The sequence below is a fragment of the Vibrio amylolyticus genome (genome assembly GCF_023145695.1).
GTDB lineage: Bacteria > Pseudomonadota > Gammaproteobacteria > Enterobacterales > Vibrionaceae > Vibrio > Vibrio amylolyticus.
Window position 1 is genome coordinate 163,370 of sequence record NZ_JAJHVV010000001.1, and the last position, 12,365, is coordinate 175,734.

The following is a 12,365-nucleotide window of genomic DNA, read 5'->3' on the forward strand; positions in this document are numbered from 1 at the left end:
TTCTTGATTATATTTCTTATTTGAATGATTTCATAAAAGGAAAATAAAAAAAGATTAGTTTTATAATACCTTAGCTCGCTTTATCCTCTGAAGGCTCCACTAATTGTACGCCATAATAGGTACAGCCTTGCTTTTGCTTCGCTTTATACATTGCTTGATCAGCTATCTCCAATAGTTCATCTATTTGTGAAGATTGTTGCGGATATAGGCTAACACCAATACTGCACATAACGGAAAAGCTCTCTCCTTCAATGTCCATTGGTTGCTCTAATATATTCAGCAAACTCTCTAATTTTAACTCGATCGCCTCTGTATTGCGCAATGCGTTCATACAGATAATGAATTCGTCGCCACCAACCCGCCCGATGAAATCGGTAGGGCGTGTATTATCCTTTAACCTTGAAACATAAGTGACGAGAACTTTATCTCCAACATGATGACCTTTTGTGTCGTTTATCTGTTTAAAGTTATCTAGGTCAAGAAACAATAACGCTCCCATAAGGTCTGTACGGTTTAACCCATTAATTTCACTTTCCAGTTGAATATAAAGTGAACGACGATTTAAAACACCAGTTAAAGGATCATGTTCAGAAAGGTATTTAAGTCTGTCTTTTTGCTGCTTTAGAAAAGAAGTCTTTGAGTCAATTTCATTTTCAAGTTGCGTTTTTGTAATTATATTTTGCTGCAATGAACTTTTCATTTCATTAAAAAAATTCGCTATTGCTAAAAATTCTTTATCAAGTTTTGGAGTGGATATTCGACTCGATAAATCACCAGTCGACAAGCTGTGTATTCCCGCCTTGAGTAAGATTGAACCCACTTTAAACTGCTTATAAATAAGCAAGCTTAGCACCACCACAAATGAGGTAAATAGAAAAATAGTCACTGTCATTGCCAGCAAGTCAGACTCTTGATTTCTTTGATTTTGAGTAAGAACACTCTTTTGTAAGTGGTACAACTCTTCAGTCATACTCTGAGCAATCATATTATAACGCGAATGTAACAATGCTAGAGCTTCTCCATTAGAACTTTCATTATTCCTAGAGTGCTCATAAATACCCTGTTTAGATTGATAAAGTGACCGCTCTTTAAGCAAAAGTACCGCTAAGCTTTGATTCATCTGCTGCAAGTTTTTAATATAAGACAACGACTTAAATTGAGTATTTAGACTCGTTGATAAACTCTGCTGTGCAATGTAAACCTCCTCTAAACTATTTTTATCAGCGTATTGTAGAAAAACCCACAATTGACTTCGCAAAAGATCAACTTTTGATTGAATAAGGATAATGCGCTCAAGACGATAGTTATTTAACTGCTGTTCTCGCTTTAGATTCCATAGTGAAGCGGTGACCACAACAGCGAGCAGCACAACACTCACTATTAATAATTTTAATTTACTGAGAATGGAATTCATTATGGACGCCTGACTTGGCTATGTAATACTTGCTCTAGAGCTCTAGGAGATAACACTTGACGAAAGTCCGGCACACTTCCCTCGACTAAGTTTGAATCAATTGCCCAACGAGACTGTAGCTGTAAATTAGATAAAAGAGCGTTTCCTATTGAAAGTCTAAATGTGTAATCCTCCCATTGCCACGCTAATTGAGCGCTAGGGATATCGAGAGCTTTTGCTACAATGTCTTGTGCTTGTTTGGGGTTATTCGTCATCCACTCGATCGAGTTTTCAAGTACAGTCAAAATCTCTACCGTTTCATCGCTTAATTGTGCTTCAGTTGCATCTCTAGTCAACAAATTAAAAGTCAGCTGATATATGCCATCTAAGCTTAGATTTAGGATCTCTTCAGACGTAGACATGAGCAAATAACCGTAGGGTTCCCATACAGAAACCGCATCGACCTGTCCTTCTAATAATGCCCGATTCAACTCTTGAGGAGGTAAATAGACCCGCTCTAGTGCCATCGCCTTTAAATTGTTAGCGATAAGCAAAGAGTCAAAATAAAACTCACTTGCACTTGCTTTCACTATTCCAACTCGTTTCCCCTTTAAATCACTCACTGAACGAATATTACTTATAGATTTCGTCAACAGCTTCAAATCACTGCCTGACTCAACAAAACAGGTAAGCAACGCTATGTCTTGATACTCAAAGCTCTTAAACATTACGACAGACTCAGAAGCTGTCGCAAAGTCAACTTCATCATTAAGCAGTGCTTCAGCACAAGCAACCCCTCCAAAACAAGGGACGACTTCAATATTGAGGTTTCGTTTTTCAAAAAGATTGAAATGCGAGGCAACAATAAACGGCGAAGAAAGAGGGGTTTGGGACACAGCTATTTTTATTCTAACACTAGGCTTTCCAGAGTCATTTGCTAACTCTAAAGGGTGAAAATAAAATAGACCAATGACACCTAAGCAAAAAACGATACCTACGCCCACTATATTTTTCATATGTATAAACCTATTCATCCATATTAGCAATGGAACTAAAAGATCAAGTAAACCTAACTAGTTCATTTAAATATAGTTCATTGCATTGAAAATGGAGCGGTATCGTCGAAGAATGAGAGTGAATCTGATCTAAGTCAACTTGCTAAAAAGTCCATTTATAAAAGTGAACTTTTTAGCATTAAAACAACGCCAGCAGTGAAGGTATATTACTGCAAGTAATTCGATAGGCGGGCTCTGATCGTGTTGGTATGTATTACCTTGAACTTAACTAAATTGAATATCTAACTCATTTTGAATCAACACAATACATTGGGAAGCAAATAACATTTTCGGCCCCAGGCTGATTTTTTGAGTATTCAATCTTTTCAAACTGTTCCAGGACTTCTTAGGCATAGGGATATGGTCAGTCAGCAGAAAACAAGCATCGTGCGCCAATTCAATATCTCTTACTGAGTCGCCTTTTTTATCCATGAGATAAAGCTGATACGTTTCCGATAATCTTTGTACTAAACGTTCAAAACTCACCGTCTCAACAGTAATTCCAGATTCAACATCTCGTAATTGCTCTTTCTCCATACCAGCCGAGAACTCAAGCGCATTCGCAATTTTATTGATCAATGCTTGCTCATGAAATCCACCAATATTGCGCAGTTCACTCGACTGGAAACGAACTGTTCGAGAGAAGTCTTTTGTACTTTCAATAACTAAATAAACTTCAACATCGTCTCGGTGTGATTGAGCGGTAAAAATGGCATTCATTAGCACATGAGCAAGTATTTCAGTGTGCGCTTCTTCTCCTACTGAGGCTAGGAAGGTATTTTTATCCGTTGAAGCAGCTCGGGCTCGTACAACAAAGGCTCTCATATTTGGACTCTTTAACTTATTCAAACAACAAAGATTGTCGCTCATCATCTGATGAACAGGAAGAAAAGAGGATACCATACAGAGAATAATCTAAAACACCAGAATAGAACCGATAGGATTGAGTTTAAAACAAGAAACTCTCGGCATCGCCTCCCATTATAAATAGGAGGCATCACCTCAGATGAACGAGATCGCGCGCTTAATGCTCTACACCCGAAGGGTTAAAACCAAATTCACTTTGCTCATACACTTGTGAGAGTGATTTAGTTCGCGCTTTTTTCCGTCGGCGTTTATTCGTCTCTAAACCGTCGTTTTCTTGTAAAGCCTGTTCATGCTCTTTCGCTGAATCGACAAATGCTTGGTTACTCAAAGCTTCTTGTCGTAAACGATTGACTCGTTCTAGGGTTTCCCACAACATATTTCACCTCAAAAATAACACTGTATGTATAATCAGTATATGCGCAAAATCTAGATACACAAGTTTTTACTGTATAAAAAACCAGTAAAATCAAATCTAGACCTAAACCTTGCTCCAATTAATCTGTACTAAACTAAATTGATTGGGAGTTAATCGAGGTTTAATTAAGCATGAAACGATACCTTTTGGCATCTAGCAGAGCCTTAGTAACGATCGATAAACCCTTCTTTATTTCGCTATTATTTATACTACTTCTACCTTTCACGGCTCAATCTAGCCAAACAAAGTTAAAACCCACCGAACAACTTAGTTCAATATATATCAACGACATAGCAGAGTTTTTCATTAACTCTTCTATCAGTCTAAATGAACGAAAAGCGGAACTAGATTGGTTTCAAACGGCATCTTCTCCCTATAAAGGAATAAAGATCACAGTCATTTCAGAAGACATCCCGACTCATCGATACGAATCTCAATACTTAGCCAAAATATTTACTCAGCTCACCGGAATACAAGTTAGCCATGAAATTACCGGGGAGGATGATCTCGTCAAGCGCCTCCAACTTCAAATGACGTCGGGGCTTCATATCTATGATGGTTATATTAATGACAGTGATTTTATTGGGACTCACATTCGTTCTGACCACGTCGTGCCACTGTCTGACTTTGTTACTAATGAGTGGAAAGAAATAACCCTTCCAACACTCGATTTTGATGACTTTATTGGCATTAATTTTACTAAGGATGCTCAAGGAACTATCTATCAATTACCAGATCAGCAGTTTGCCAATTTATACTGGTATCGCCATGACTGGTTCTCAAACCCTGAATTTCAAGATAAATTCAAAGCGAAGTATGGCTACGAGTTGGCTGTTCCCCAGAACTGGCAGGCCTACGAAGATATTGCTCAGTTTTTCACAGTTGATATCAAAGAAATCGATGGCAAACGTATTTGGGGACATTTTGATTATGCGAAGTATGAGCCTTCCTTGGGTTGGCGAATCTCAGACTCTTGGTTGAGTTTGGCGGGGGTTAATGATGTAGGTCTACCTAGCGGACTCCCCGTTGGTGACTGGGGAATTCGAGCTGAAAAGTGTACTCCCGTGGGCGCAAGCGTTTCTAGGGGCGGTGCTCTAAATAGCCCTGCTGCCATTTACGCCCTAGAAAAGTATAAGTTTTGGCTTGAAAACTATGCGCCTCCTGAATCAAAACAGTTAACCTTTCGAACGGCTGCTCAGTTTCTTTCTCAAGGTAGTGTCGCGCAACAGATATTTTGGTACAGCGCCTTTGTTCCTATTCTTTTAGATGAGAAATCTAAAGTTGTCGATGAGAACGGAGATCCGTTATGGCGTCTTGCTCCCTCACCTCGCGGTAAATACTGGCAAGAAGGTATGAAGTCAGGGTATCAAGATGCCGGGTCTTGGACTTTTCTTCACTCAACACCCGACAAACAAAAAGAAGCTGCATGGCTCTATGCTCAGTTTACGGTTTCCAAAACCGTATCATTTGACAAGTTACTCAATGGTTTTACGCCAATAAGACATTCAGATATTCAGTCACAAGCCTTTACCTATATGCAAACACGTTTAGGGGGACTGGTTGAATTCTACCAGAGTGATGCAAAGAATGTCTGGACACCTTCTGGTGTGAATATTCCAGACTATTCAGCAATGGCGGCCATGTGGTGGCAACATATTGGCGAATATCTTTATGGTGATATCAGCGCTAGAGAAACACTCTTTAAACTGGCTGGAAAGTTTGATCAACATATGCAAACACTGTCAAAAACATCCGATCACCAATGCGCGCCAGAGTTAAATATGATTTCAGATCCAGAACTATGGCTCAGCCGCCTAGGCGCTCCTTGGAAAGAAATAACTAAGGAACAAAAAGGGGTCACTCTTCCATTTTCAGAGGTTTATAAACGATGGAATACAGACAATCGTTAGGAACCATCTTGCTTCTATTACTGTACAGCATGCCTAGTCACGCTGCGGATCTTCAGCTCAATACATTTTATTCTCCGCCAATGGTCAATAAAGAAGGCGATCTAAACAGTGGTATAACTCACCACACCATTACTGAGATATTTCATCGAGCTAATGTTGACTACGACCTACAATTTACTCCTAAACCTAGAGCGCTAAAAACGGCAAAACTTAGGCTCAACACCTGCTCATTCCCAGTTACTCGGTCACAACTGATTGAAGCGGACTTTGTTTGGATAGGACCAGTGGCTATTAGCCAGTATGCTTTGTATAGCAAAGAGTCCTCAAACCATTCACTCTTTTCGATTCGTGATGCCGTATACCATAAAATTGTCGCTTACGAAGACTACGCAATTACTAAAGAACTTGAGAAACAGGGCTACAATCTAATGCAGACAAAAGAGTTGGAGGACGGTATACGAATGCTTAGAAGAGATGGAATTGATTTCTGGCTCTCGGATATTCGCTCTGCTAAGTCACTCTCAAACGAACTGGATATCCCTCTCACTTCGAACCCTTTTGTCTTCCTTACTGACATAAAATATCTTGCCTGTAACAAAAAAATTAAAATTGAGGATGTGAATTCACTGCAGAAAGAGATAAATGAGATGCTATCAAACGGCGAGATCAGTATGTCTTTAAATGATTAGATCCCATGCCCCAAAACGGCCAAAAAAATCAATTCAAGCCTAATCAAATCCAAATCAAAAAGGAGCAATCATATGCTCCTTTTTGTTATCAACACCGATAATGACGTAATACGACAAATTTCGAGTTGTATAGAAGTTATGCCGTCGCGTGACGGTATTGTGGAAGCTCGGTACGAAGCCCTAGTGTTAAGCTCACACACATCACCAATAAGATAAACGTAAAGGGCAGTGCCGTTGAGATCGTGCCGGCTTGCAGCGCTTGAATAGCTTCGGTACCACCTACCCATAGCAAAACAGCGGCAATTGAACCTTCAATAATTGCCCAAAAAATACGTTGTGGTACCGGAGCATCGACCTTACCACCCGATGTAATGCTATCTATCACTAACGACGCAGAGTCGGATGACGTTATGAAGAAAACCATGATGAGTACAATGGAGAAGATAGACAATATGTTTGCCATTGGTAATGCATCGAATGTGCTATATAGGGCCAATGAAATGTCCGTAAGACCATTTGCACCTAACTCACCCACCTGATTTGCAATTTGATCAATCGCAACGCCACCAAATACAGACATCCAAACCCAAGTCATCGCGGTAGGGATGATGATAACAGCCGTTAAGAACTCTCTTACCGTTCGACCTTTAGATACACGAGCTATAAACATACCAACACATGGAGACCATGAAATCCACCACGCCCAGTAGAATACTGTCCAGCCGTGCATCCATGATTCATCTTCGCGCCCCGTAGGGTTACTCATTGCGATGATGTTTTCCGCATACCCCATAAGAGCAGTTGGTAGCGTAGACAATGATACTGACAGTGTAATGAGTGCGACGGCCAATAATAGTGCCGCTGCCATGATCATATTAATGTTACTAAGAACCTTAACACCGCCATGAATGCCACGAACGACAGAACCAATAGCGAATAACGTAACGAATACGATAACCGCCATCTGTAAACCTAGCCCACCTTCAGTACCAAAGACATGATTGATACCACTAGTGACTTGCTGAGCTCCTAGACCCAATGAAGTTGCAAGACCGAAGAGTGTCGCCAATACCGCCATGATATCGATCATGTGACCAAACCATCCCCAAGTGCGATCACCCAGTAGCGGATAGAAAACCGAACGCATCGACAAAGGCAGACCTTTATTGAATGCAAACAGAGCTAAAGAAAGCCCAACAATGCCGTAAATTGCCCAACCATGAATACCCCAGTGGAAAATACTCGCACCCAGTGCAAGTTTTGCAGCTTCTTCGGTGTAGGCTTCCACGCCAAGTGGTGTGCCATACCAATCAGTGAAATAAGCGGCTGGTTCAGCGACGCCGTAAAACATCAAGCCGATACCGATGCCAGCTGAAAATAGCATAGCGATCCAAGAAAGATTGGAATGTTCTGATTTAGCGTCTTGACCGCCAATACGAATTTTACCAAATGGTGTAAAAATAAGGCCTATACAGAAAATAACAAAAATATTGGCTGACCACATGAAAAGGTTGTCAAAACGGTCAATGATGGCCCATTTTATGGAGTCTAAAGAAGATTTTGCAGTGCTTGGTTCGATAACCAGAAGTGCGAAAAGAAATAGAAGAATGAGTCCTGCACTAATCATAAACACGGGAGTGTGGACATCAAACCCCCACTTTTGAGTGTTGTCCTGACCAACCGTATAGTCGGTGTTTTCGATACTATATTTATCTTTAACTTGTGCCATGTTCCCTCTCAAGTTACTGCGTACATCCAAATTTATGCAATAAAAAAACCACTACTTCCTTAGTGGTCTAATCAAATTACATCAATGTACTTATGAGTTTTCGCGAGAGAGGTTAACAGCAAATGGTTGTAAAACCAAATTTAATCGACGTACATCACAATTTAAACTGTACGGAAGTTTGTTTAAATTACTCAATAATTCCCTTTTCATATGCATACTTTGCAAGCTCTGCTGTCGAATTTAAATTCAATTTATGCTTAATATTTTGTCTATGTGTTTCAACGGTTCGACAACTAATATCCAGTAAACTTGCTATTTTTTTACTGCTATTTCCCTGCGCAACGAGCTTTAAAACGGACTCTTCTCGACGGCTAAGTGGACTAATATTCGAAGTGTTTGAAGGGAGAACTTCCTGAGAAAATAGCGTTTGAGTTGCCGTTTCACAAAAGTAAGTCGAGCCTTGATCCACGGTTTTAATGGCTTGAACCATTTTTTCGGCGGTAATTTCTTTAAGCATGTAGCCTACGGCCCCCGCTTGCATCACCTTCATAATATACTCACGTTGGTCATGCATCGTCAGCATTAGAATTTTAGCATCAGGAAACTCTTCACGAATAAGACGCGTTGCATCAATGCCATTCATCAGCGGCATACTGACATCCATAAGAGTGACATCTGGTTTTAGCTCTCGTACTTTTTCTATCGCTTCAAGCCCATGGCTTGCCGTTCCAATCACCTCAATATCTTGCTCTAGCTCTAATCGAGCAATAAATCCATCCAGCACAACTTGGTGGTCATCAACAATTACAACTCTAATTAATTTACTCATCAACCAGTCCATCCAAATTCAGTAATACGATTATTTCCGTGCCAAAACCAGGCTCACTCATGAGCTCAAGATCACCCCCAAGAAATTCGACCCGCTCTCGCATATTTCGAAGCCCTATCCCCCGCTTTTTTAGAACATCATTAACGACAAAGCCTACCCCGTCATCCCTTACCATTAGCTGGAGCATATTCCCCATCTGTTGGAGAACGACCGTCACTTTGGTCGCTTGAGCATGCTTTTGGAGATTATTTAACGACTCTTGTGTCACACGATATAACGTTGTTGCCGCCTCAGATTTGAGCTTACCTTTCTGAGTATCAAACAGGGTATCAATCTCGATACCTGAATGAGACTGAAAATCTTTTAATAGCGCTGAAAGTGCAGCCTCCAAACCGATGTCATCTAACGCACTTGGCCTTAGCTGATGGGAGATGTGGCGGACTTCATAAATGGCAGAAACCAATGAATCCTGCGACTTTTCAACGTGTACTTTTAGTGAATCATCTTGTAGCTTGTGACCCAGCAACTCTAGGTGGCACTTACTTGAAACTAATAATTGATTAATTCCATCATGAAGCTCTCGAGCAAGGTGTTTTTTTTCATCTTCTTGAAACATTACTGTCTGATAAGAAAGCTCTTTTAGATTTTTATCGGCTAACCTGTGCTCCCTTAAATTAATCGCGAGGGTCAGTACGATAATCACTGCTACCGTGACTGCCAATATTACGATTACAGAAAAGAATGTCGTTTCAATATTGGTGCTCACCGCTAATTGCATAGCCGAGACTTCATTGGTGATGTCTTCGATATAAAGGCCGGTTCCAATCATCCAATCCCATTTATCTAACCACGCGGCGTAGCTTAGCTTGGGGACAATTTCACCCGTAGATGGTTTTTGCCATAGATATTGGTGGAAACCACCACCCGACTTTGCCTTTGCCAAGAGTGACTCTATTAAATAGTCGCCATCACTATCTTGAATATGCAGTAGATTTTGTCCAATGAGCTGAGGCTGAATAGGATGAACGAGGTTAACGCCACCTTGATCATAAGCAAAAAAGTAGCCATCAGACCCATATCGCATACGCGTTAGGATCGCTTTTACTTCCGCTTTTGCTTCATTTTCACTGAGATCTGGATCGTTATAGACATAAAAGATAGCGTCAAAAGCCAAGTCTAAGCTGTCTTTAAGTGCGCTCTCCTTTGCCTCAATCAAACTGCCATGAAAGATCTCAACCTCTTTCTCTCCAAGAGTTTGAGCTTGATAGATAGAGATCCAACTGATACTGGCCGTCACTAACAAAAGAGGGATGAGCGTCAATATTAATAATTTGGCTTTTAGAGGCATTCCTTTCCTCACAAACAACGGCTTGCCAAATATTGACAAGCCGTTCTACTGTATCAGTTCAATGAAATTGGTTTAGTTCAAGTGATCACACTATTTGTCCTAAGCGCTGTCTCATTACTAACCACTCATGACATTCCATAAAATTCAGGGAAAATTAGCAGTGACATTAATACCACAATTTGAATTGCGATAAATGGAATCACACCTCGATAGATATCCATTGTGGTTACACCTTTAGGAGCAACCCCTTTGAGATAAAATAGACTAAAACCAAATGGCGGTGTCAAAAAAGAGGTTTGCAAGTTCATTGCCACCAAAATGGCAAACCATGTCATGTTGATACCCATTAATTCAGCCACTGGTGCGATTATCGGTACGATAATAAAACAGATTTCAACAAAGTCGATGAAGAAGCCTAGAATGAGAATGACCAACATAGTTATGATCAAGAAGCCCCACTTTTCCCCTGGTAGCTGTAGCATCCACTCTTCAACCAAGTAGTCACCACCAGTGTAAGTAAACGCCATAGAGAACGCAGTTGCACCAAGCAAAATAGCAAATACCATTGCCGTGACTTTTACGGTCTCTTTTGCAGCATCATAGACCATCGAAAAACTGAACTGGCGGTAAAGAATAGCGAGTAAAATCGCCCCCGCTCCACCTAAAGCGGCAGATTCAGTTGGCGTAGCAACACCAGCAAAGATGGACCCAAGTACCACGATAATCAGAGCAAGAGGTGGAACTACCGCTTTAAGTGCAGTCAGTACTTCTTCTTTTCTACTGATGGATTCATCACGTTCAATCGGTTGAGCAGCAGCAGGGTTAAGCTTTGCGTATATTAGAATATAGACAACATAAGCACCAACTAACATCAGCCCTGGCCCAATAGCGGCACCAAAGAGATCACCAACAGGCACACCTAAGACATCACCCAATAAAATAAGAACAATTGATGGCGGTATTATTTGTCCCAACGTACCTGACGCACAAATTGTTCCGCAGGCCAGCCCTTTATCGTAATTGTACTTCAACATCACTGGTAATGAGATTAGCCCCATTGCCACAACTGATGCTCCAACAACGCCAGTCGACGCTGCTAACAGTGCGCCAACAAGAACGGTAGAAATGGCGATACCGCCACGGACTCCACCAAATAGGCGTCCCATTGACTCTAGCAACTGTTCAGCTAGACGTGTTTTTTGTAGCACCAGCCCCATAAATACAAACAGAGGAACCGCCATTAATACGGTGTTCTCCATTATGGATTGGATTCGATAAGGCATGAAAGCGAACATCTCTACGCCTTCCGCCCAGACACCAAAAATAAGAGCAATTCCGCCAAACGTAAAGGCAACTGGGAATCCCAGTAGTAGCGCAAACAACGCAACAAAGAACATCACTATTCCGATCATAACTCTATCCTTTATTGTTTGAATTAAGGTGCATTAAGTGAGGGTTGAAGATTTTATTCAAAGAATGAAGCACCAGACCAATACCGCTAACGGCCATAAAGAAAAATGAGAATGGAATGAGTCCTTTGATGATCCATCGATAAGGTAAGCCACCAGGGTCGCCCGACGTTTCACCAAGTAAATAGCTTTCTTTCGCAAAGTCCATACCAAACCATGCAACTAATAAACAAAAAGGAAGAAGGAAGACAAACGTACCGAGTAGATCAATGATCGCTTGTGCTTTGAAAGAAAGTCGCTCATAAAATATATCGACCCGAACATGCCCACCCGCTTTGACTGCGTACGGTACACCAAGCAGAAATACCGCTGAGAATAAGTGCCACTCCATTTCCTGAAAACCAATCGATACATCGTTGAATACATAGCGCATCACAACGTCATAAACGACATTTGCTAGCAGTAGAATGAACAGAATGCTGGATAACCAACCGAAGAAATCTCCAATACGGTTAAAGATACGTTCAATATAAATTAGACTTCTCATTCCCGACTCCATGGAACGTTTTGGGTGCTCCGCAAAGCCGTATAGGGGACGACTAGCAGAGCCTAAATTGCTGTCTTGAGATCAAAAACAACTTTCTTGGGCTTAGAGAATCAAGGGGGGACTCTCATATTAATTAGGTATTGCGTTTCATTGACGAGTGGCTGGTTATTTTCA

Annotated in this window: 11 protein-coding genes; 2 read left to right on the forward strand and 9 right to left on the reverse strand. The window is 41.0% G+C overall.

What is annotated here, in order from left to right; genetic code table 11:
• Nucleotides 1-70: 70 nt before the first annotated feature.
• The 4 genes from KP803_RS00740 to KP803_RS00755 form a co-directional block, all read right to left on the reverse strand.
• Nucleotides 71-1,414, reverse strand: coding sequence for a diguanylate cyclase domain-containing protein (locus KP803_RS00740; protein WP_248006917.1), 1,344 nt, complete (start codon nucleotides 1,412-1,414; stop codon nucleotides 71-73).
• Complete coding sequence (locus KP803_RS00745) at nucleotides 1,414-2,409, reverse strand: ABC transporter substrate-binding protein (RefSeq protein ID WP_248006918.1); 996 nt, start codon at nucleotides 2,407-2,409, stop codon at nucleotides 1,414-1,416. Before KP803_RS00745 ends, KP803_RS00740 begins: the two co-directional genes overlap by 1 nt.
• A 264-nt stretch (nucleotides 2,410-2,673) precedes the next feature.
• Nucleotides 2,674-3,273: a tRNA (pseudouridine(54)-N(1))-methyltransferase TrmY gene (gene trmY, locus KP803_RS00750; protein WP_248006919.1), complete on the reverse strand. Its 600-nt coding sequence runs from the start codon at nucleotides 3,271-3,273 to the stop codon at nucleotides 2,674-2,676.
• Nucleotides 3,274-3,472: 199 nt separating this feature from the next.
• Entirely contained in the window at nucleotides 3,473-3,691 is a 219-nt protein-coding gene (locus KP803_RS00755; protein ID WP_248006920.1) for a hypothetical protein, read from the reverse strand.
• A 170-nt stretch (nucleotides 3,692-3,861) separates the two neighbouring features.
• Between KP803_RS00755 and KP803_RS00760 the strand changes: the two genes are divergently transcribed.
• Together KP803_RS00760 and KP803_RS00765 are read left to right on the forward strand one after the other, a co-directional pair.
• Entirely contained in the window at nucleotides 3,862-5,640 is a 1,779-nt protein-coding gene (locus tag KP803_RS00760; protein WP_248006921.1) for an ABC transporter substrate-binding protein, read from the forward strand.
• The gene (locus tag KP803_RS00765; RefSeq protein ID WP_248006922.1) at nucleotides 5,619-6,329 is read left to right on the forward strand and encodes a hypothetical protein; all 711 of its coding nucleotides are present in this window, start codon (nucleotides 5,619-5,621) and stop codon (nucleotides 6,327-6,329) included. Before KP803_RS00760 ends, KP803_RS00765 begins: the two co-directional genes overlap by 22 nt.
• A 136-nt stretch (nucleotides 6,330-6,465) precedes the next feature.
• Here KP803_RS00765 and KP803_RS00770 read toward each other — a convergent pair whose 3' ends face one another.
• The 5 genes from KP803_RS00770 to KP803_RS00790 all read right to left on the reverse strand — a co-directional run bounded on the left by KP803_RS00770 (nucleotide 6,466) and on the right by KP803_RS00790 (nucleotide 12,203).
• Nucleotides 6,466-8,058 carry a BCCT family transporter gene (locus KP803_RS00770; RefSeq protein ID WP_248006923.1) on the reverse strand — a complete coding sequence of 531 codons (1,593 nt, stop codon included), beginning with the start codon at nucleotides 8,056-8,058 and terminating at the stop codon, nucleotides 6,466-6,468.
• A gap of 187 nt (nucleotides 8,059-8,245) precedes the next feature.
• Nucleotides 8,246-8,887 carry a response regulator transcription factor gene (locus KP803_RS00775; protein WP_248006924.1) on the reverse strand — a complete coding sequence of 214 codons (642 nt, stop codon included), beginning with the start codon at nucleotides 8,885-8,887 and terminating at the stop codon, nucleotides 8,246-8,248.
• Entirely contained in the window at nucleotides 8,880-10,235 is a 1,356-nt protein-coding gene (locus KP803_RS00780; RefSeq protein ID WP_248006925.1) for a cache domain-containing protein, read from the reverse strand. The genes KP803_RS00775 and KP803_RS00780 overlap by 8 nt, the downstream gene beginning before the upstream one ends.
• Before the next feature lie 125 nt (nucleotides 10,236-10,360).
• Nucleotides 10,361-11,647, reverse strand: a complete 1,287-nt coding sequence (locus tag KP803_RS00785) for a TRAP transporter large permease (protein ID WP_248006926.1) — start codon at nucleotides 11,645-11,647, stop codon at nucleotides 10,361-10,363.
• Nucleotides 11,648-11,651: 4 nt separating this feature from the next.
• Nucleotides 11,652-12,203 (reverse strand): TRAP transporter small permease subunit, encoded by a 552-nt coding sequence (locus KP803_RS00790; RefSeq protein ID WP_248006927.1) that lies wholly within the window; start codon nucleotides 12,201-12,203, stop codon nucleotides 11,652-11,654.
• Nucleotides 12,204-12,365 lie beyond the last annotated feature (162 nt).

Coding starts and splice junctions, on each gene's coding strand:
- KP803_RS00745 (WP_248006918.1), bottom strand. CDS start 2,409: ATGAAAAATATAGTGGGCGTAGGTATCGTTTTTTGCTTAGGTGTCATT.
- KP803_RS00775 (WP_248006924.1), bottom strand. CDS start 8,887: ATGAGTAAATTAATTAGAGTTGTAATTGTTGATGACCACCAAGTTGTG.
- KP803_RS00780 (WP_248006925.1), bottom strand. CDS start 10,235: ATGCCTCTAAAAGCCAAATTATTAATATTGACGCTCATCCCTCTTTTG.
- KP803_RS00765 (WP_248006922.1), top strand. CDS start 5,619: ATGGAATACAGACAATCGTTAGGAACCATCTTGCTTCTATTACTGTAC.
- KP803_RS00790 (WP_248006927.1), bottom strand. CDS start 12,203: ATGGAGTCGGGAATGAGAAGTCTAATTTATATTGAACGTATCTTTAAC.
- KP803_RS00770 (WP_248006923.1), bottom strand. CDS start 8,058: ATGGCACAAGTTAAAGATAAATATAGTATCGAAAACACCGACTATACG.
- KP803_RS00760 (WP_248006921.1), top strand. CDS start 3,862: ATGAAACGATACCTTTTGGCATCTAGCAGAGCCTTAGTAACGATCGAT.
- KP803_RS00740 (WP_248006917.1), bottom strand. CDS start 1,414: ATGAATTCCATTCTCAGTAAATTAAAATTATTAATAGTGAGTGTTGTG.
- KP803_RS00755 (WP_248006920.1), bottom strand. CDS start 3,691: ATGTTGTGGGAAACCCTAGAACGAGTCAATCGTTTACGACAAGAAGCT.
- trmY (WP_248006919.1), bottom strand. CDS start 3,273: ATGAGAGCCTTTGTTGTACGAGCCCGAGCTGCTTCAACGGATAAAAAT.
- KP803_RS00785 (WP_248006926.1), bottom strand. CDS start 11,647: ATGATCGGAATAGTGATGTTCTTTGTTGCGTTGTTTGCGCTACTACTG.